A 20,483-nucleotide genomic window follows, 5' to 3' on the forward strand; every position below is an offset into this window, starting at 1 on the left:
GTTCACGCCGATGTAGAGATGCTGCGCGCCCACGCGCTCGGCAAAAGCAAGCGCATAGCTGAGGAAGATGAGGTTGCGCGCGGGCACATAGGTCACTGGGATATCCGTGCGGTCTGCGTCCCCATCGGGGACATCAATGCTCTTGTCCGTGACCGCAGAGCCGCCGACCGCATCCATATTCGTCTCGATGATGAGATGCTCCGCCGCGTGAAAATGTGCGGCAATGCGCTTCGCACAGTCTACCTCGCGGTCGTAGCGTTGATGATAGTTGAAGCTGATCGGATAGAGTTCATAGCCCGCTGCCTGTGCAACCGCCATACAGGTACAGCTGTCGAGCCCGCCCGAGAGCAGGATTACCGCTTTTCCCCCCATATCGTGACCTCTCATCCGCGCAGCGAGGCGATAGCTACGGCAGCGTCCTGCGCGCCGTAGATGTACGAGCCCGCAACGAGCACGTTCGCCCCCGCCGAGCGTACGGACTCCGCCGTCTCCGCATTGATGCCGCCGTCCACCTCGATATCGACATCCAGCTCGTTGTCCGCGACCGTATGATAGAGCGCGTGAATCTTGCCGAGCGTATTCTCGATGAATTTCTGTCCGCCGAAGCCGGGATTGACCGTCATGAGGAGCACCATATCAACATCATCGATCAGCTCCTCAAGAGTGTAAATCGAAGTGCCGGGGTTGAGCGCAATGCCCGCCTTGCAGCCCGCCGCCTTGATCTGCTGGATCACGCGGTGTGCGTGGCGCGTCGCCTCAACGTGGAACGTGATGATGTCCGCGCCCGCCTTTGCAAACGGCTCGATATGCGTCTCTGGATGCTCGACCATGAGATGTACATCAAAGACCGCCTTGGAAACCTTGCGCAGACTCTCGACAACGCAGGGGCCGAGGGTGATGTTCGGCACGAACGTCCCGTCCATCACGTCAATGTGGATGTACTCCGCACCTGCCTCCTCCACGCGGCGGACATCCGCCCCGAGATTTGCAAAGTCCGCCGAGAGGATGGACGGCGCGATGATCGTCGGGCGCTCGATATGGATGTGCTCCTCCTCGATCATTTCCTCTTCATGCTCGTGTTCATGTTCGTGTGCCATTGGATTCTCCTATTTTCTTTTCAATCTTAGTTCATCGAGCAGTGCGATGTAGGCATCATACCGCTCGCGTGAAAGTTCCCCTGTCTCTGCAGCCGCCTTGACAGCGCAATCCGGCTCGTGGCTGTGGCTGCACGGTGCGAAACGGCAGCCCGCATGGTGGGCAAACTCGGGAAAGCATGCAGCAAGCTCCTCGGGCACAATCTCCGTCAGCTCCTGCTGGGTAAAGCCCGGCGTGTCGACCACATAGCCCCCTGCAAACGGAAGCAGTTCGGCGCGCCGCGTCGTATGCCGCCCGCGTCCAATCTTCTCGCTGACCGCCCCCGTCAGGAGCGCGAGCGAGGGGTCGAGTGCATTGAGCAGGGAGGATTTCCCCGCGCCCGACGGTCCCGCAAATACCGTGATCTCGCCCGCAAGCCGCCCGCGCAGTTCGTCAAGCCCCGTCCCCTGCTCTGCCGAGACACGCAGAACGGGATAGCCCGCCGCCTCGTATGCCGCAAGGTATTCCTCATGTATGCCCGCATAGAGATCCATCTTGTTCACACAGAGGACGATCTTTTTCACGCCGGAGCATTCTGCGAGGACGAGGAAGCGGCTCACAACGAGTGGATGTGGATCCGGCGCTGCTGCCGCCACCGTCACGACGATCTGCGTGAGATTCGCCACACGCGGGCGCTGCAGGAGATTCGAGCGCGCTTCGATGCGCTCGATCACGCCCTCTCCCTCAGATATCCGTTCGATGGATACGATGTCACCGGGGACAGGCGTCAGGTCGCTGCGCCCCTTCTTCACCCTGCCGCGCAGCTTGCAGAGGATAATGCGATCCTCTGCCGCGACGTGGAGTACATTGTTATAGACCTTTAGGATACGTCCGCGCTCCGCCACCATGCACTCCCTACTCTGTCTTTTCCGTCTGGATACGGCGTCCGGCAGAATCCTTGTCGTTTTTCTTGCTGTCGCCGCCCTTCGCATCTTCCTTGGAGCCGGAGGATTTCTTGCCGCTCGAGACCACGAGACGTACGGAACTGCCACTGTCCGCCTCACTGCCTGCAGAGGGCGACTGGCTGACCACGGTACCCGCCGCCTGCGTGCTCTCCTCCTCCGAGATGCTGCCGACCTTCAGACCGCTGCCCTCGATCATCGTGCGCGCACGATCCGAGGGAACGCCCTTCACATCGGGGACGCTGATCTTCTTAACCTTCTGTCCCTTGCTGACGGTGATGTCCACGGACTGTCCCTTGCTGATTCGTGTCCCGCTGCGCGGATCCTGCGAGATGACCGTGCCGCTGTCCTCATCGGAGAACGTCTCATAGGCGGAACCGAGGCGCAGCCCCATCTGCTGTAGTTTGTCAATCGCATCCGACTGTTTCAGTCCGCGCAGGTTCGGCATCTCGAGCTCCTCGCCGCCCTTGCTGACGTAGATGGTGATTGTGCGCTCCTCCTTGACCTTCGTGCCCGCCTCCGGGGTCTGTGAGACCACGACGCCCACGGGTACGGAGGCATCGTAGGCCTCGGCGACCGTGACACGCAGATGCTGATCCTCGAGAATCTGCCGTGCGAGCGTGAGCTGCTTGCCCGTCACATCGGGCACTGTAATCTCCACAGAACTCCAGAATTTGCCGAAGCTCAGAAAGAATCCCGAAAAGAAGCCAAGCAGGAGGATGAGGACGAGTCCGAATTTGAATTTCTTCGTGCGGAAAAAGGATTTCTCCTCCACTTCCTCTGCGGCTTCCTCCTCCTCCACGGCTGCACTGATTTCCTGTGCCTCCACGGGCGTGAGGACGCGCGTCGCATCGGGATCGAACGCCGGCATGACCGCCGTGTCGCTGCGCATCATCTGCTCCGTGCGCGTGATGTCCTGCACGAGCAGACGGCTGTCGGGGCGTAGTGCCGGCTCCTTTGCCATCATGCGCGTTACGAGAGCCTCAACCACGGGCGGAATGTTCGGCACGAGAGAGCGCACGGACTGCGGCTCCTCCTCGAGATGTTTGCGCGCAATGCTCACCGCCGTATTCCCGTCGAATGGGATGCGCCCCGTCAGCATCTCGTAGAGCACGACGCCGAGGGAGTAGACATCGGACTTCGGCGTGATGAGGGTGCCGCGCGCCTGCTCGGGTGAGAAGTAATGCACCGACCCCATGATATTGTCGTTGTAGGTCATCGTGGATTCCGTCACCGCGCGCGCGATGCCGAAATCCGCAACCTTGACGTTGCCGTCGGGCATGACGAGGATGTTATGCGGCTTGATATCGCAGTGAACAAGGTTGTTCGCGTGCGCCTGTGCAAGCGCCCCCGCGATCTGACGCGCGATATGCAGCGCCTCGGGGGCGGGCACGGGTCCCTCCTCCTTGATGCGCTCCTTCAGCGTACGTCCCGGAACGTATTCCATGACGATGTAGTGCCGCCCCTCGGCGACGCCGACATCGTAGACGTTGACGATGTTTGGATGCGTAATGCGCGCTGCCGCCTTCGCCTCGCGCTGAAAACGCGCAATGAACTCCGTGTCATTCTCGTACTGCTGGTGGAGAATCTTGACGGCGACGGTGCGCTCCAAGAGCTGATCCTTTGCCCGATAGACATCTGCCATCCCGCCGCTGCCTACCAGCATTTCCAGCGCGTAGCGTCCATCCAAGACACGCTCGATCATGTTCGTTCCTCCTAACGCCTCTGCCATCACTGCCGAAGCCTATATCTCAGAAAGGGCGGCGGAGCGTATTCATCGCTGCCCTTCAAAATACGTTCGTATCACCTGATGTGCAATCCCTGCCGCTGCACGCCCGCCGAAGCCGCCCTCCTCCACGAGGACGGCAACGACGATCTTTTGACCGCCGCGCTCTGCCGAGCCGATGAACCACGCATGATCCGTTCCGCTTGCATTCTCTGCCGTGCCGGTCTTACCCGTGACGCGCACGCCTGCGACCTCCGCCGCCGTGCCTGTCCCTGCAGCAACGACATCCGCCATATAGCCGTCGATGACAGCCGCGCGCTCCGCCGTCGTCGCCGTCCGCCATACCTGCGGGCGCGCCTCGTAAAGAGGCGTCCCGTCCGCCGTCAGAACCTGCTCGACCAGATACGGCTGCATCATGCGCCCGCCATTTGCAAAGGCATCTGCAACGAGCGCCATCTGCAAGGGCGTGACGAGCAGTGCGCCCTGCCCAATTCCGAGCTGTGCGATCTCCCCGTCACCGAGTGATTTCAGATCAGGGACATGCGCCTTTGCCATCGGAATCTCTGCATCCGTCAGTTCCGCGCCGATGCCGAAGCGCTCGAACGCCGAGGAAAGCCCGCTGCCGCCGAGGCGCAGGGCGAGCGTCGCAAAGGTGACATTGCAGGATTCGCGCAGCGCATCGGCAAGGCGGAGCTGCCCATGCACCTCGCCGTGACTCTCGTGGAGTACGTAGTCCGAACCGATGGCAAGTTCCCCCGTACAGGTGAACACCTCATCCGGATTCGTCACCCCTGCCGTCAGCGCTGCGTCGGCAATGAGTGTCTTAAACGTCGAGCCGGGCGGATAGAGCCCCTGCGCCGCGCGGTTCAGCAGTGGGCTGTCCGCGCGTGCCGTGAGTTCATCCCAGTTTGCCGCCGCAGAGGCGGGATCGTAGGACGGAGAGCTCACCATGGCACGGATTGCACCTGTCTCTGCATCCATCACGACGACCGCACCGTGCCGCCCGTCAAGAGCGTTCCATGCGGTCTCCGAGAGCGCGGCATCGACGGTCAGACGGACATCATAGCCCGCATCCGCGCGTAGCAGCGTGCGCAGGGGTCCCATATGCGCGACATCCAAGGTCACGCCGCTGAGTTCCTGCCCCGCCGTCTGCTCCACGCCTGTCGCGCCGTAGCGCTCCGTCTGATAGCCTGTCACGGGTGCGAGTATGCGCCCGTATGGATAGGAGCGCGTACCGTCCGTCGCACTCTCCGCGAGCACGCACCCCTCTCGATCCACGATGCGCCCACGCCGAATGTCCTGCTCCATCAGCGCAGAGCGCGTATTGAGGGGATGAGCGGAAAGCATATCCCCGTCCCAGACACTCAGCTTTGCGAGATAGAGAATCTGAACGCCGAGCAGTGCGAGCAGGAATACCGCGGCGACTGCGATATGCTTTCGGAGTTTCCGATCAGCCATCCGCCGCCTCCCTGCTCTCGCCCGAGAGCGCCGTCAATATGCCGATGAGAATAAAACTCGCCGCCATCGAGCTGCCGCCGTAGCTGACGAACGGCAGCGTAATCCCCGTGAGCGGCAGGAGCTTCGTCACGCCAGCCGTGATGATGAATGCCTGCAACAAGAGGCTTGCGGCACAGCCCGCTGCGAGCAGCGACTCCTCCGCACGCGGCACGCTCATCGCGATGCGGCTGCCCCGCCAGAACAGTAGGGCGTAGACCACGAGCACAAGGACGGCGCCGATGAGACCGAACTCCTCGGCAATCGCCGCGAAGATGAAGTCCGTGTGCACCTCGGGGATGAGCAGCGGATGCCCCTCGGCAAAGCCCGTACCCCAGACGCCGCCCGTACCGATGGCAAAGAGCGACTGCACGACCTGATAGGACATACCGTTCGGATCCGCCCACGGATGCAGCCAGATATCGAAGCGCACGCGAACGTGCCCGAAGAGCGCGTAGCTGAGTGCCGCCGCCGCGAGGATGAACAGCCCCGCGAGGAATACGTAGGATTTACGCCCCGTCCCCATATAGGTCATGAGTACCGCCATCCCGAAGAAGAGCAGCGCCGCGCCGAGATCACGCGCAATGACGAACATGAGGACGGCAAGCCCCCAGAGTACGACGAGCGGCGCGATGAAGCGCACAGGCGGCAGATGGAGAAAGAGAAAGCGACGCGCGGGCAGGGTCAGCACTGCGCGATGGTCGGCAAGATACGCCGCGAGAAAGAAGATGAGCAGGATCTTGCCGAACTCCGAGGGCTGCACGGAAAAGCCGCCGAACGCGAGCCAGTTCGTATTGCCGCCGATGCTCACACCGAACAGCAACGGCAGAAGCAGGATGATTGTCGTCGCAATCCCCAATACATACGGATAGGCGAGAAACTGCCGCACGCGCTCCCACAGGACGAGCACCAACGCCCAGAGAGCGATGCCGACGCACGCCCAACGCAGCTGCGCCGTGAAGAGATCGGGCTTCAGCCGCGCAATCTCCGCGAGGCCGACGGCGAGGAGCAGATAGGCGAGCGAAAGAGGAACACTGTCCAATTTGCGCCGCGCCGCGAGTACATAGCTTGCTGCGCCCGCGCAGATGAGGAGTGCGAGCCACGGCAGATACGCAAGCTGACCCTGCCAGTCCGGCATCCATCCCGGCTGCCCTGCCCCCTGCTTCAGCAGCAGGACGCCGAGCGCACAGAGGAGCAGCCCAACGGGTGCGAATTTCAGCCCCCGTGTCATGGCATTTCGTACGCGAGGGCAATCGCCGTGATATTGTCACTGCCGCCCCCCTCGAGTGCCCGCTCCACCATACGGGCGGCGACATCGGCAAAGTCCCCGCCGAGCAGGGCTGCAAGCACCGCATCCTCCACCATGTTTGTCAACCCGTCCGTCGCGAGGAGCAGACGGTCGCCCGCCTCGAGCGGGAAGGAATCGCCGTCCACATGGAGACGTTCCTCGATGCCAACAGCGCGCAGGAGAAGATTCTTGCGCGGATGGTGCTGCGCTTCTGCCTCACTGAGCTCACCACGTGCAACGAGTTCCTCCACATAGGAGTGGTCGCGCGAGACCTGACGGAATACGCCGCGCCGCAGGAGATAGAGACGACTGTCCCCGACGTGCGCATAGTACGCGATCCCCGTGTCCTCATCTACATGCAGGACGGTCGCCGTGGAGCCCATTCCCTCATAGGAGGAGTTCCCCGCCGATGCATCCAGCACCTGCTGATTGGCCCGCAGGACGGCGCTCTTCAGCGCCGCTGTATCAATCGTCTGCCCCTCGTTTGCCATATCGTGAACGGCGGCGACCACCATGCGGCTCGCGACTTCCCCCGCTGCATGACCGCCGAGGCCGTCGGCGACAACGTAAACCGCAGGAGAAAAAACGCCGTAGCTGTCCTCGTTCGATGTCCGCACGCGTCCGATGTCCGACGCACTCGAAACCTCTATCATGTGTTTACCTCTCAAAACGCAGGGCAACAGCGCCAATGCGCAGGACATCGCCTGCGCGCAGATACGCCCGCCCCGTCAGCAGCCCATCGTTCAGATAGGTGTGATTGCGGCTGCCCAAATCCTCTGCGATATACGCATTCTCTCTCTGATAGACGCATACGTGATGATGGGATACAAAACTGTCCATAAGTACAATATCGTTGTCGGCACTGCGCCCGATTGTGAGCTCATGCTCCACGGGAAATCGCTGCCCCGTAAGCCCCTCACCTGCGATGACGAGGAAGGACGCCTCTCCCTGCGGCGCCTCGGGGAGATGCGCCGCCTCTTTGATATCTCTGTGCAGTGTACGAAACATACTGCGCCCAAGCCGCAGGACAGCATACGCAAGCCAGAGGAGCGCACCGTATTCGAGCAGGACGCGCAGCGCCTTGAGCGCAAGCGCCGGCATCAGAGCACACCGTAGCGCAGCGCCGTTGTGCCGAGGCGAATCTCATCGCCGTCGCGCAGCCGCTGCATCTGTATACGCGTGCCGTTGACGAATGTGCCGTTGCGGCTCTCTGCGTCATAGAGCACATGGCGGTGCTGCTCATACGCGACCCACGCGTGTACGCGCGAGACATTTGAGTCCGTCAGGATGAACTCATTGCGCGGCATACGACCCATATAGATCTTGCGCTCGCCCAGACGCACGGATATGCCCTCATCCGCGCCGCCAAGCACCGTAAGCGTCGCAATCTCGTGTTCGGGCGGCAGGTTCAGACAACGTGCCTCGATCAGAGAGGGGCGCTCAAGCACGATGGTCTGCGCCATCGTATCGTGAGAAACGGTCTCCGTTTCCACAGGCACACATTCATGCTGCACACGCGCCGTGAGATGATACGAACCTGCGCGCAGACCTTCATCAAGTGCGAAACAGATGCTGAGTTTCCCGTCCATCACAAGATCCGCACGGATGATGTATTTCTTGAGCGCCACGGCAAGCTCATCCGCCACGCGATGTGAGCAGAGGCGCTGATAGTCCTCCGTCCCGAGCGAGATGAGGTAGGAATTTGCGAGACTGCCCCCCGTCCCCTGCTTCTTTGCCTCCTTCTCGAGACCTTTGATGAGTTCAACAGGCTCGAGGTGGCTGCTGAACTTACGATTGAAAAAACCTTCGATATGATCTCCCAGAAAGGATTCCACGCGATCAATCATCGTGCAATACTCTCCTTTGGCAACGAAATAGAATTAACAACTCCTATATCATACCATAAAAAAAGAAAAATTTATAGGAATCGCTGATAAAATGAAGTCCGTCAGATTGGTGCAGAATTTATCAGTGCTTCCTATAGTCCCGCTTCCATCAGACGGTTGCGCAGCTGTCCGCACGCCGCCTGTATGTCGGTTCCCATCTCACGCCGCAGGGTTACGGCAATGCGCCGATCCTCGAGCGTCTTTTGAAAACGGCGGATGGCAGCCTTGTCCGGACGGAAGAGATTCCGCTCGGCGACGGGGTTGATGGGGATGAGGTTGACACTCGCGAGCTGCCCTTTGAGCAGATGAGCGAGCTGCTCCGCTTCGCGCACGGAGTCGTTCAGATCGCGGATGAGAATATACTCGTAGGTGACGCGCCGTTTCGTCCGCTCCGCGTAGGCACGCGCCGCGCGCAGCACATCCGAGAGCGGGTACATGCGGTTGACGGGCATGATCTTCGAACGCAGTTCCTCTGTCGGCGCGTGCAGCGAGATCGAGAGTGAGATTGGAATCCCCTCCTTCGCCAGCCGCTCAATGCCGGGTACAATGCCCGAAGTCGAGAGCGTCACGCCGCGATAGCCGAGGCCGATTGTGTACTCCTCGTGCAGCAGGCGCAGCGCCGCAATCACATTGTCATAGTTCTCGAGCGGCTCGCCCGAGCCCATGACGACGATCGTATCGACGCGCGTCCCCTCCTGTCGCAGGAAATCCGCCATGCCGATCACCTGCGCCGCAATCTCCCCTGCTGTCAGATTGCGCTGCAGGCCATGCAGTGTCGAGGCGCAGAACGCACAGCCCATGCGGCAGCCCGCCTGTGTCGAGACACAGACGCTGTTGCCGTACGGATGACGCATCAGCACCGTCTCTGCCGTCTGCCCGTCCGTGAATTCATAGAGCAGCTTGATCGTCGCCCCGTCCGCAGAATGCAGACGCGAGACGACCTTCGGACGCTCGATAGAGAAATGCGCGGCAAGCTGCGTACGCAGCGCCTTCGACAGATTGTCCATCGCATCAAAAGAAACCGCACCGCGCTGATACATCCATCGGACGATCTGATCCGCACGGAAGCGGGGAATATCATATTCTTTGAGCGCATCGGCAAGCGCCTCTTTTGTCAGACCGAAGATGTTTTTCATGTCCGCCTCATGCGCGCGATAAAGAAGCCGTCCGGTCCGTCCGTCTCCGGCATGATCTGAACCATCGGCTCCGCAGTCTTTTGCTCAGGCAGGAATGCGCCCGTCTGCTCGAGAGTAAAATGGGGATGCGCGCGCAGGAAGTCCTGCACAACGGCGGCATTCTCGCATTCCTCCATTGTGCACGTGCTGTAGACCAGCACGCCGCCCGACTTCACCGCCCGTGCCGCACTTGCAAGAATGGCACGCTGGATGGGCGGCAGGGTCTTTCTGTCCGACGCGCTCTTCTTCCAGCGTGCATCGGGCTTGCGCCTGAGGACGCCAAGCCCCGAGCAGGGTGCGTCAACGAGCACACGATCCGCCATGGCCTCGTATGCTGCGCCAATTTCCCGCGCATCGCGCATCTCTGCCTCGATGATGGAGATGCCAAGCCGCCGTGCGTTCTGCTCAATGCGGCGAATCTTCTCCTCGTAGATGTCAAACGCCAGAATGCGCCCGCGATTCTCCATGCGCTGAGCGATATGCGTCGTCTTGCCCCCAGGGGCGGCACAGGCGTCGATCACCGTCATGCCCGGCTCTGCCCCGAGTACATGTGCGACAAGCATCGAGCTCTCATCCTGCACCTGTGCGAGTCCCGCGCGCAGCGGCGGCAGATCATCGAGCGCTCCATGCGCATGCAGAACGATGCCGTCCGGCACCCACTGAGAGGCGCGTGCCTCTGCCCCAGCAACCACAAATTGCTCCATCAGCGCGGAGCGGTTCATACGCAGTGTATTCACGCGCACGGAGAGCGGCGCGCTCGTATTATTGCAGAGGCAGAGCGCCTCCGTACGTTCGTAGCCGTAGGCGCGCATCCAACGCTCGACCATCCACGCAGGATGCCAAGACCTGAGCGCAAGTGCGCGCGCATCCCGTCCCGTCGGCAGAGCCGCACGCTCGGGCGCGCGCAGTGCCGCGCGCAGAACACCGTTGACGAACGAATCCGCCCCCCTGCGCCCATGTTTTTTCGCCAATTCCACCGCAGTATTGCACGCGGCAGACGGCGGCACGCGATCCATGACGAAGATCTGATAGAAGCCAAGCCGCAGGAGTTCGCGTATGGCGGGCTGCGCCTTGCGGATATCGGCGACATACTGCCCGATCATATAGTCGAGCGATCCCCCCGCCTTTGTGACGCCGTAGACAAGCTCGGTCAGAAAGCGGCGGTCGCGCTCCGCGAGCTGCGTATCACGCAGCGTCTGTGCGAGCGCGACATTCGCATACGCGCTCTCGACGTGAATTTTTTGCAATACCTGCATTGCCAGCTCACGCACGCGGTCGATTTTGTCCTCACGATACCTCTGCATTATGCGCCTTTCTCTGTGACCTGCTCCACAGGCTCGATGATCTCCTCCAGCTGACGGCGCACCTCGCCCATGTCCACGCTCGTGTTGTAGCACGGACCGTTCGGGCGGATGTTCAGCACGCCGACCGCAGGTAGCGGAAATACATCCTGTATGCCGCTCATCAGGTCGCGCTCGCACGCGATTGCAAGCACCGCCTTTGGGCGCATATTGTAGATGATCTGACGCGCGAGCGTGCCGCCCGTCGCCACGAAGAAGTGAAAGCCCATCTCGTCCGCGAGTGCCACGAGGTCGCCGATGTTGCAGCCGCCGCAGCGCTTGCAGTTGTTCGGGTCACGCGTCACCTTGTGCGGACAGCTCGCGAGTTGCAGACAGTGTGGCGTCACGACGAGCAGACGGTTCGCAGGCACGCGGATGTGCATGCGGTGAAAGAGCAGATTGCTGACCGCGATGAACGACCCCTCGAGCCTGCGCCGCTTGACGCCAAATACCGCGCCGAGGCGCACCGCCGCAGGAAAGAGCAAGTTGATGAGCTCGTACGTCTGTCGCTTCATCCATGGCAGATACGGCAGCCCCGCAACGGCAAGCACCATATTGAAAATCCCGAAGAAGGACAGGAGGACAAGGAGGGTCAGCACGCCCCCGATCACCCACGGCAGGAGCGGCTGAATCCGCTCGAGTCCCGGCACGCCGATGTACCAGATGCCAAAGAGCAAGATTGCCGCGAGTACGGTGACGAGCGAGAGCATCCCGATGAAGAGACGTTTTTTCGGGCGCGACGGGAGTGTGATGGTCTTCTTCACACCCGCAGTCTTCCCGTTGACGGTCAGGGTCTCGCCGCTCATGGCGAAAACCTCGCGCCGACGGTCAGCGCACAGCCATTCAAAAAGGCATTTGCCGCCATCATCTTCTTCCCGGGCGCTTGAATCTCCGTGATTTCCACGTCCTCATCACCCGCCGCAACGACGAGTCCCGCCTTGGCATCGGCAGCGATGATCGTGCCTACCTCTGCGCTTGCCGCGCGCCCTGTGGAGCGCAATGCCCCAACCTTGTAGGTATCTCCCGCAAGCGCAGTCTGCGCGTAGGGCGTCGGATTCAGCCCGCGCACGAGGGCGTCCAGAACCCGCGCAGATTTCGACCAGTCGATGACGGCTGTCTCGCGCGTGATGCGCGCCGCATACGAGGATTCCCCCGTCTGCGGCGTGCGCACAAGCGTCCCTGCCGCGAGCTGCTCCAACGTCTCGACGAGGAGACTTGCCCCCGTCTCCATCAGCGCATCATGAAGCGAGCCATACGTCGTATCCGCATGGATGGGCACCTCACGGCGGAGGAGCATATCACCCGTATCGAGACCCGCGTCCATCTGCATCGTCGTGATGCCCGTCACCCGCTCACCTGCCATGATGGCATGCTGAATCGGCGCCGCCCCGCGCAGCTTCGGCAGGAGGGAAGCATGCACGTTGATGCAGCCGTGTACGGGTACATCGAGCACCTCCTGAGAGAGGATCTGACCGAACGCCACGACGACGGCAAGGTCGGGCGCGATCGCGCGCAGCTGCGCGACAAAGTCCGCATCGCGCGCACGCACGGGCTGCATGACGGGAATATCATGCGCGAGCGCCCACGCCTTGACGGGCGACGGGCTGAGCTTCTTTCCACGCCCGCGCGGACGGTCAGGCTGCGTCACAACAGCGACGACCTCGGCGAGATCGCTGCGCGCGGCGATCGCCGCAAGTGTCGGCACGGCGAAGTCCGGCGTCCCCATAAAGACGACACGCATTCTCGTCACCCCTTCTTCTCCTCCTTGCGCAGACTTACAGCAATATCGATGAAGAGTCTGCCGTCGAGATGGTCGCACTCGTGCTGAATGCAGCGCGCGAGCAGCCCCTCCGCCGTCAGGCTGCGCCTGCGGCTGCGCCGATCCGTATACTCCACCGTCACGCGCGCCGCGCGCTCCACATCGCCGTAGACCTCGGGCACGGAGAGGCAACCCTCGGAATCTGTCACAGAACCTTCGCGCATTGTGATGACAGGATTGATGAGTTCGAGCAGCCCGTTCTCATCCTGCACGTCGATCACAACAATGCGCAGTGACTTCCCAATTTGGGGCGCAGCAAGTCCCACGCCGTCTGCGGAGTACATCGTCTCCGCCATATCGTCGAGCAGCTTGCGATGCCACTTTGTGAGGCGGTCGACCGGCGCTGCCACTTGTTTCAGAACGGGATCGCCCGCCTTCTTGATATCCAGTATCGCCATAGTTTTTCCCTTATCTTACATTAGAGGTGCAGATTGTAGATCCGCACGGCATTATCATAGAACACCGCGTCCCAATGCTCCTCGGGTATGAGCAGCTTCATGAACGCAATGTAGTCGTCCAGATTTGCAAGCGGCCAGTCCGTCCCGAACATCAGGCGGTCATAGGCATTCAAATATGCGAGCCAGCCATGCAACTGCTCGATGTAGAACTTCTTGCGCTCACAGAATAGCGCAAAATCCTGAATTTTACCCGCAAGCATCCCCGAAAGATCGGCGCTCACGTTCAGATTCTTCTCCATCACGGCAACTGCGTCCGTGAAATAGGGCTCGCCAAAATGACACATGACGAAATTCACCGCGCGAAACTTTGTCGCCGCTTCGTCCATTACATTCGGATGCGCGTATTTGAGCAGCGCCTTCTCCGTCGCCGTCAGCCCCGTGTGCACCGCAACGGGCTTTTGATACTGCGCGGCGAGCTCATAGACGGGTGCAAGCATATCGTCGTAGATATAGAAATAATTGTAGCCCGGATAGAGCTTGATGCCGACGCATTGCTCGCTTTTTAGGTGCTGTTCGAGTGCGGGCAAAAGTTTTTCGATGCGCCCCTCCGCGATCTCTGTCACGCCGTCGCCCCCGATACCCACACAGTAATGAAAGATATCGGGATAGTTCGGACTCGTCTCCTCCACAGGCAGATTGCCCATCACAATCCCGTGGACAATGTTCGACGCACGAAAGTCGCGGCGCAGAGCCTCCTCCGTATTCTCATGCCCCGCTGCCCGCGCCACGGTATCAAAATACTCCCCTCTGCCAAAATGCAGATGGGCGTCAATGATCTTCATGTATATTCTCTTTCTAAAAATAACTAAGTATCACTATCCGTTTAGTTTACCATATCCGTCAATAGTTTTTCTGTAACCGAAGAAACAAATAAATGCAGATTCTAAGCTTCCTTTTTCACGATTCGAGCCAAAATGTACAAAAGAATGCACATCGACTGTGCTATACTGATGATCAAGGAGGTGCAGAAGGATGTATGCAAGCGGGAGCAAAAAGATGCTCAACATGATGATTCTGGAGATTCTTCGAACGCATACAGATGAGGAACATCGTCTGACACAGCAGGAAATCATCCGTCTGATGAAGCTGATGTACGGCGTCACCTGTGACCGCCGCTCGGTGCGCAGCAACATTGAGGCATTGCAGGAAATGGGCTATGAGATTGAGGTGCGCCCAGGATACGCACTCATTGATCGGACATTCGACAATGCAGAGCTGCGGATGCTGATCGACAGCGTACTCTTTTCACACGAACTGTCTGCAGTGCAGGCAAATCGCCTGATCGAAAAGCTGAAATCGCTTGGCAGTCGTTATTTTCAGCCAAAGGTATCCCATGTGGCTCATCTCTCAAAGCTCCACCACGCGGAGAATGCACAGGTAATGCACACTCTGGACGTGCTGAACGATGCCATAGAGGCGAAGCACAAGGTGCAGTTCACCTACAATAGCTGTGGTACAGATTTCCGACTGCATCCGCGGCGGACTGCGCCATACGTGGTAAATCCCTATCAGATGGCTGCACAGAACGGTCGCTATTACCTCATCGGCAACTATGATGCATATGACAACGTCTCGCATTACCGCATTGACCGCATTACAGACATCAAGATGCTGGATGAGCCTGCAAAGCCAAAGAGCGCAATCCGCGATTTCGCACAGGGATTCAGTCTGCCGCGCCACATGGCGGAACACATCTATATGTTCAGTGGAGAGAGTGTCACCGTTCAGCTTCGGACATACACCTATATGATGGATGCGCTTACGGACTGGTTCGGCAGGAATTTCCGCCTCAAATTGGAAGACGAGGAGCGCATGCTCGTAACCCTCCGCTGCAACGAAGAGGCGATGACGTATTGGGCGCTGCAGTTCGGCATATATGTCGAGATCATCTCACCCGAGCGTCTGCGCACAGCAGTAAAGGATGCGCTGCGGCGCATGTGTGAGATCTATGGGCTGGAAGCCCCTCCTTGTTCCCTGAAAACTAAATCAAATTGATCTCTGCATGTATATGAAAATAATTGAGATAATGGAATGATAGATCAAAGGAGTGAGAACAATGCTGTTTTACGAATTTCAGATCAGCTGCAGCCCTTCGGAGGAGCTTCCGTCCGGATACGGTGAAGAGCGCAGAAAGCGCGAGGAACGACTCTCCGAGCTGAACGAACTGCTCTATGCACAGCACACCGACGGAAAGAATTTTTTTGTCATTGACCGTCCCCTTTCGGATGGCTTCCACATGTGTGGGGCTGTGAAGCAGACGAAACCTATGACTGCAGGACCGCTTGGAAAGCTGCTTGCACCGATGCTGTCCGAAGCATGCGGCATAAAAAAAGTTTCCGTAAATTCTCTGCGTGAGATCACACGCGAACAATTCGCCCATTACATCGAAATTTGTGATAAAAAAAGTTACCTGAATTGCTGTAGCCCCCTGTATGATCTACAGCTGAATTATGCAGATAATCGCTACTTTCGGCTTGCGGAGGAGATGGGCACTATGCGCCCGCAGCTCTCGCGCGCAAAGGCATACCGCGAGGCAGACGGGCTGATGGCAGACAGCAGCTTCCTGGATGAGCTGGCGCGAATTTACTCTGACAAGAATGAGCGGAAGATTTTTTACGGGCATCCTGTGCATTATCACATCACAGCAGGAAACTCAGACGCTGCAATGACAATGACGCGCCTGCTCGTACGTGCTCTCTACGCCAACAAGCGCCTTGCAGGGCAGCGCATCAACAGGGTTTACAACATACAGGAAGAATGCTATGACGAATCTGACCTGGATCATCTCCTGCGTCATGCGGAGGGCGGAACCGTTGTCCTCGAGATATGCAGCTGCGCCGAGGAGGAAAGATATGCGGGCAGCTACGAACGGGTAAATGAGTACTTGGCTGCCATGATTCGTAAGTATCAGCGCAATACGCTCTTTATTCTGGTCGACTTCCACATGCAGAGGGGCGGGCTGAAAAATCTGTTGACCACACTGCGTGAGGATATTTCCTTTGTGCACATCGAGGAGGGTGCAGGCAGCCGTGCACAGGCAGCTGCATATCTGCAGAGCCTTGATGCACAGTCATCAATGCCCCACTACACCGAGCACGAGCTGGAGCAGGCTCTCGGTGATCGGCGTACCTTCCGCGCATCGGACATTCACCAAATTCACGAAAAGCTCTACCGGGACGCACTGAAGAACAAGTCCTACCGTGCATATCAGGACGTGGACTTCCATCCCGAAACAACAGTGCAGAAGCCGACTGAAGATGCCGCTGCAGTACTGCGGGACATGGTCGGGCTGAAGCAGCAGAAGGAAATCCTGGAACAGATCGTCGCCGCATTCGCCATTCGGAAGATGCGGACGGAGATGGGCACAGAAACGAAACGCCCGTCCATGCACATGTGCTTCACAGGCAATCCGGGCACTGCAAAGACAACGGTTGCACGCCTGCTCGCCGACATCCTGAGCAAGGAGAACATCCTTCCCACAGGACGGTTCATCGAGTGCGGGCGCTCTGACCTTGTCGCCAAATACGTCGGGTGGACAGCGGTGTGCGTCAAAGAAAAATTCCGTGCAGCACGCGGCGGAATCCTCTTCATTGACGAGGCATATGCTCTCCTCGATGACCGCTCCGGCAGCTACGGAGATGAGGCAATCAGCACCATTGTGCAGGAAATGGAAAATCATCGGGAGGACGTGATCGTCATCTTCGCGGGATATCCGAAAAAAATGCAGGACTTTTTAGACGCCAACGAGGGGCTGCGAAGCCGCATCGCATTCCACGTGAGTTTCCCTGACTACACAGCGGACGAGCTTGCAGAGATCCTGAGCCTGATCGCACGCCAGCAGGGATACACGCTCACAGAGGAGATCGTAACTCATTGCCGCACGCAATTTTCTTCCATGTGCAGGCAGGAGGACTTCGGCAACGGACGTTTCGTACGGAATGTCTTTGAGCAGGCGCTCATGAAGCAGTCTCAGAGGCTCTGGGCTCTTCGAGAACACCACGCCCTCACGGAGGACAGCCTGCGTCAGCTCACTGTCGCCGACTTCAATGTCGCTGCCCTGCAGCATGCCGAACGCAGACAGACCTCGATGGGATTTTCTGTTTCACACGGATGAAAGTATGGCACTCAATAATTCGGAGGTAAAAAATGACAGCAGGTAAAAGCAATTTGACGCCGGGAAGTGCCGAAAAAGGGAGTCGTCTGTGGATGCAGAGGTTAGTCGATGCACCGCGTTTCCCATTGTTAGCACAGGAATGTACCGCGCAGATCGGCGAGGAGGTGGAGTGGATTGCCCCCCTCCCCAAAAATAATTTCAAGGAATATAAGTTGAATCAAAATGAAGCGATGTCGAGCCTCTTTCCCGGTGCGGACAAGATGAATATCTTCGATTTTTGGCCAAAGAATCAACCGCAATGGGACGGCATAGCCATCGGCCGAAACAGCGGCACACTCTATCTGGTGGAGGCAAAATCCTATCGGCAGGAGGCCGAAGGACAGAAGTCGAAGGCAAAAGACCCAAAGAGCATAAATCAGATCAATGAAACTCTGAAGAAAAATCACGCAGTGCATTTCCCGCAAGGAAATTTTACGCTGTGGACGGAGGGGCATTATCAACTCGCGAACCGCTTGACATTTCTCTATGAAATCCAAGCACGCTGCGTACCACAGTTCTTCCCCTCCGTGCGACTCATTCTGCTGAACTTTGTCGGCGACCCAACAATGAAGAAGACCACGCGAGAGGAGTGGGAATCGTATTACAGCAATGTATTTGAGGAAATGCTCGGTACGGCGCAGACACCTCAGGGAGTTCTGCTGCTGCATCTCGATGTGGAGCTCTGTCACAGGTATCAGGCTCTGAAGAACATGGTGAGAAACCGCAGCACGGCATTTGCCGCACTGATGCACTTCATCGAGCAGGAGACGGCCTACCTCACAGCGCCCGCCTCTACAAAGTATCACCTGTGTCGCAGGCACGGCCTGCTCGAGCACAGTGTGAACGTTGCCGAGACAATGCTGAAAATGCGCGCGTCAGTCGCTCCTGACCTATCTGAGGAGAGCTGTGTCATCGTCGCCCTCCTCCACGATCTCGGCAAAGCGGGCGTCCCCGGAACACCGCAGTATCTGAAAAATGATGAGGAGGGCGCACGATATCCCTATCGCTGGAATCGGGAGCTCACCTATCTGAGTGTCCCCGTGCGCAGCATTTACCTCATTCTGCCGCACTTTCCTCTTACAGAGGAAGAGACACAGGCAATTGTCTACCACGACGGTCAATACGTAGAGGAGAATAAATGTGTCGCCGCACGCGAGGAACCGCTCACGCTTCTTCTACAGTATGCAGATAATTGGAGCGGATTCGTAATTGAAAAGAAGTTACAAAAATAGTATCCTACAACAGATCCATCATGCGGTGGGTCTGCGGGATGATGCGGACATCGGACAGATGGCGGAGGGCGATGCATTGGAGCTCGAGGAGTCGTGCGGGTGTAGGTGCAGTACAGCCGCCGTAGGGCGTGACGGGTTGGAGAATGAGGAGTGTCGCGGGTGCGATGTCGGCAACGAGGTGCGCCGCACGCTCCACATCCTCTGCGCGCGTCTCTGCCGCGACGACAACCTTGACATAGACATCCACTGCGCGTGCAACTTCGAGAAAGCGTGCGTGCTCATCCCAAACAGGCGCAGACAGGACATCGGGCAGTTTCAGATCCATGCTGATGTGTGAAATACAGTCGATGCACTCTGCAAGAGCTCTGTCGAGCGTCCCATTTGTTTCAAGAAAAAGGGGCAGGTCGATATGTGCCGCAAGCTCCTTGATAAAGGGAACATGGAGCAGCGGCTCCCCGCCCGTGATGCTGAGAGAGTGATGCGGGATATCCCGCGTAAGACGCGCGACAATCTCTGCCACCTGCTCCACCGAAAGAGGATTTTCGTATGGGACGAGCTCATGCGTACCCGCCCGCTCCTCGACCATGCAGGTGGGATGCCGTCCAATCTCATTCTCCGTGTCGCAATATGTACAGTCGAGATTGCAACCCTCTAGGCGCACGAATACCTGCCGGCAGCCGACGTACTTCCCCTCCCCCTGTATGGAGGAGAAGATCTCGATGATGTTCTCGCGCATATCAGTCCTTCGTGTAGGTGACGGAGGACTTCGGCGACTCCCAGACGGTGAGCGCAGTCAGCTCCGCAGGAGATGCCGCGACTTCCTCATGCGCGGCAAGCCGCTCGAAGATGATACGCGCAAGATTCTCCGCCGTGGGATTCACGCCGTCATTAAACGGCGGGAAGTCGTTCAGATAGTAGTGGTCGAAATCGTCCAGAATTGCCGCAAGCGCCTTCTTTGCGATCTTAAAGTCGATCAGCATTCCGAGTTCATCCAGCTGCGTGCCCTGAAAGGTCGCCTCGACCACCCAGTTGTGCCCGTGCAGACGGTCGCATTTGCCGGGGTAGTTCACGACGCGGTGCGCCGCCTCAAACGCGCCCTCGACACGTAATGTATACATAATGTTCTCCTTTTATTGAAATAGGCTGCTGCACAAAGCTAAAACTTCGTACAACAGCCCTTCTTCGTGCCCCTTCCACCGCTTACGCGGTCCCCCTTCCCCGTCATACGGGGAAGGCTTAGGATAACGGCATATTAGCTTCCCCCGTCAAAACGGGGGAAGTGGCGAGCTCGGCGAGCCGATAGGGGCGCCCCTTTTTCACTTCACGTCGCTCATGACCTCATCCATGCTCATGGCGCGCGTGTGCTTCGTATGGCTCCACTCATGTTCGTTGCGGTGGATGAATCCGAGGAAGATAATCGGAATCCACGAATAGATGAACACGGGATAGAGCAAGAGATAGAACCATGCCTTCAGCTTCGCGCGAACCTTGATGAGGATAATCATAGGCAGAACGTACTGTCCAATCATGATTGCGGTCATGAGCTGAGACGGCAGGAACTTGTAAATGCTCGTGTAAAACGGCGGGAATGCGAGCTGCACGTAGCTGATGATGATGAAGAACGTCGAGATCATCAGGAAATGCGGCTGCAGCAGATAGATGCAGCCATCCCAAATGCGGATGTCACGCCGCTTCCACCCTTCGTGAATCATCGTCGGGATAAAGCGGTGCGCCACATCGAACTGCCCCTGTGCCCAGCGGCGGCGCTGATTCCACGCCTGCTTGAACGTGAGCGGCTTCTCATCGTAGACCACGGCATCATGCGCCCACGTCGTCTTGATCCCCTCGGCGAGCAGCTTCATCGTGAACTCCATGT

Annotated in this window: 21 protein-coding genes; 3 read left to right on the plus strand and 18 right to left on the minus strand. The window is 58.6% G+C overall.

Going from position 1 to position 20,483, the window contains the following annotated elements; genetic code table 11:
- From AXF19_RS12615 to AXF19_RS12685, 15 genes are all read right to left on the minus strand, one after another.
- The coding region (locus AXF19_RS12615; protein WP_172837401.1) for a 7-cyano-7-deazaguanine synthase at positions 1-372 on the minus strand (372 nt) is incomplete at its 3' end.
- Positions 373-383: 11 nt separating this feature from the next.
- Positions 384-1,097, minus strand: coding sequence for a ribulose-phosphate 3-epimerase (gene rpe / locus AXF19_RS12620; protein ID WP_066849626.1), 714 nt, complete (start codon positions 1,095-1,097; stop codon positions 384-386).
- A gap of 9 nt (positions 1,098-1,106) precedes the next feature.
- Positions 1,107-1,982: a ribosome small subunit-dependent GTPase A gene (gene rsgA, locus AXF19_RS12625; protein WP_172837402.1), complete on the minus strand. Its 876-nt coding sequence runs from the start codon at positions 1,980-1,982 to the stop codon at positions 1,107-1,109.
- Positions 1,983-1,989: 7 nt separating this feature from the next.
- Positions 1,990-3,741 carry a Stk1 family PASTA domain-containing Ser/Thr kinase gene (gene pknB / locus AXF19_RS12630; RefSeq protein WP_066849634.1) on the minus strand — a complete coding sequence of 584 codons (1,752 nt, stop codon included), beginning with the start codon at positions 3,739-3,741 and terminating at the stop codon, positions 1,990-1,992.
- 69 nt (positions 3,742-3,810) lie between these two features.
- Positions 3,811-5,220, minus strand: a complete 1,410-nt coding sequence (locus AXF19_RS12635; protein WP_066849636.1) for a peptidoglycan D,D-transpeptidase FtsI family protein — start codon at positions 5,218-5,220, stop codon at positions 3,811-3,813.
- Positions 5,213-6,487 carry an FtsW/RodA/SpoVE family cell cycle protein gene (locus AXF19_RS12640; RefSeq protein WP_066849638.1) on the minus strand — a complete coding sequence of 425 codons (1,275 nt, stop codon included), beginning with the start codon at positions 6,485-6,487 and terminating at the stop codon, positions 5,213-5,215. The genes AXF19_RS12635 and AXF19_RS12640 overlap by 8 nt, the downstream gene beginning before the upstream one ends.
- On the minus strand, positions 6,484-7,197 hold the full coding sequence (locus tag AXF19_RS12645; protein ID WP_066849640.1) for a Stp1/IreP family PP2C-type Ser/Thr phosphatase: 714 nt from the start codon (positions 7,195-7,197) through the stop codon (positions 6,484-6,486). The genes AXF19_RS12640 and AXF19_RS12645 overlap by 4 nt, the downstream gene beginning before the upstream one ends.
- Positions 7,198-7,201: 4 nt before the next feature.
- Complete coding sequence (locus AXF19_RS12650) at positions 7,202-7,645, minus strand: FHA domain-containing protein (protein WP_066849643.1); 444 nt, start codon at positions 7,643-7,645, stop codon at positions 7,202-7,204.
- Positions 7,645-8,391 (minus strand): FhaA domain-containing protein, encoded by a 747-nt coding sequence (locus AXF19_RS12655; protein WP_066849645.1) that lies wholly within the window; start codon positions 8,389-8,391, stop codon positions 7,645-7,647. The genes AXF19_RS12650 and AXF19_RS12655 overlap by 1 nt, the downstream gene beginning before the upstream one ends.
- Positions 8,392-8,522: 131 nt before the next feature.
- A complete protein-coding gene (gene rlmN, locus AXF19_RS12660) occupies positions 8,523-9,566 on the minus strand; it encodes a 23S rRNA (adenine(2503)-C(2))-methyltransferase RlmN (protein WP_066849648.1) in 1,044 nt (347 codons plus the stop codon).
- A complete protein-coding gene (gene rsmB / locus AXF19_RS12665) occupies positions 9,563-10,909 on the minus strand; it encodes a 16S rRNA (cytosine(967)-C(5))-methyltransferase RsmB (protein WP_066849651.1) in 1,347 nt (448 codons plus the stop codon). Before rsmB ends, rlmN begins: the two co-directional genes overlap by 4 nt.
- Positions 10,909-11,751, minus strand: coding sequence for a DUF116 domain-containing protein (locus AXF19_RS12670; protein ID WP_066849654.1), 843 nt, complete (start codon positions 11,749-11,751; stop codon positions 10,909-10,911). The genes rsmB and AXF19_RS12670 overlap by 1 nt, the downstream gene beginning before the upstream one ends.
- Positions 11,748-12,686: a methionyl-tRNA formyltransferase gene (gene fmt, locus AXF19_RS12675; protein ID WP_066850294.1), complete on the minus strand. Its 939-nt coding sequence runs from the start codon at positions 12,684-12,686 to the stop codon at positions 11,748-11,750. Before fmt ends, AXF19_RS12670 begins: the two co-directional genes overlap by 4 nt.
- Before the next feature lie 5 nt (positions 12,687-12,691).
- Complete coding sequence (def, locus tag AXF19_RS12680) at positions 12,692-13,162, minus strand: peptide deformylase (protein ID WP_066849656.1); 471 nt, start codon at positions 13,160-13,162, stop codon at positions 12,692-12,694.
- Between the two features lie 20 nt (positions 13,163-13,182).
- Entirely contained in the window at positions 13,183-14,004 is an 822-nt protein-coding gene (locus AXF19_RS12685; protein WP_066849659.1) for an amidohydrolase family protein, read from the minus strand.
- A gap of 190 nt (positions 14,005-14,194) precedes the next feature.
- On the opposite strand from AXF19_RS12685, the gene AXF19_RS12690 reads away from it, so the two are divergent.
- The 3 genes from AXF19_RS12690 to AXF19_RS12700 all read left to right on the plus strand — a co-directional run bounded on the left by AXF19_RS12690 (position 14,195) and on the right by AXF19_RS12700 (position 18,607).
- The gene (locus AXF19_RS12690; protein ID WP_066849662.1) at positions 14,195-15,217 is read left to right on the plus strand and encodes a helix-turn-helix transcriptional regulator; all 1,023 of its coding nucleotides are present in this window, start codon (positions 14,195-14,197) and stop codon (positions 15,215-15,217) included.
- Positions 15,218-15,278: 61 nt separating this feature from the next.
- On the plus strand, positions 15,279-17,336 hold the full coding sequence (locus tag AXF19_RS12695) for an AAA family ATPase (protein ID WP_066849665.1): 2,058 nt from the start codon (positions 15,279-15,281) through the stop codon (positions 17,334-17,336).
- 125 nt (positions 17,337-17,461) lie between these two features.
- The gene (locus AXF19_RS12700) at positions 17,462-18,607 is read left to right on the plus strand and encodes an HD domain-containing protein (RefSeq protein WP_237141629.1); all 1,146 of its coding nucleotides are present in this window, start codon (positions 17,462-17,464) and stop codon (positions 18,605-18,607) included.
- A 4-nt stretch (positions 18,608-18,611) separates the two neighbouring features.
- Here the strand turns inward: AXF19_RS12700 and AXF19_RS12705 are convergent, their stop codons facing one another.
- The 3 genes from AXF19_RS12705 to AXF19_RS12715 all read right to left on the minus strand — a co-directional run.
- Positions 18,612-19,343 (minus strand): 7-carboxy-7-deazaguanine synthase QueE, encoded by a 732-nt coding sequence (locus tag AXF19_RS12705; protein ID WP_066849670.1) that lies wholly within the window; start codon positions 19,341-19,343, stop codon positions 18,612-18,614.
- A 1-nt stretch (position 19,344) separates the two neighbouring features.
- The gene (gene queD, locus AXF19_RS12710) at positions 19,345-19,725 is read right to left on the minus strand and encodes a 6-carboxytetrahydropterin synthase QueD (protein WP_066849672.1); all 381 of its coding nucleotides are present in this window, start codon (positions 19,723-19,725) and stop codon (positions 19,345-19,347) included.
- A gap of 198 nt (positions 19,726-19,923) precedes the next feature.
- The coding region (locus tag AXF19_RS12715) for a glycosyltransferase (RefSeq protein ID WP_172837403.1) at positions 19,924-20,483 on the minus strand (560 nt) is incomplete at its 5' end.

The organism is Selenomonas sp. oral taxon 126 (assembly GCF_001683335.1).
Classification (GTDB): Bacteria; Bacillota; Negativicutes; order Selenomonadales; family Selenomonadaceae; genus Centipeda.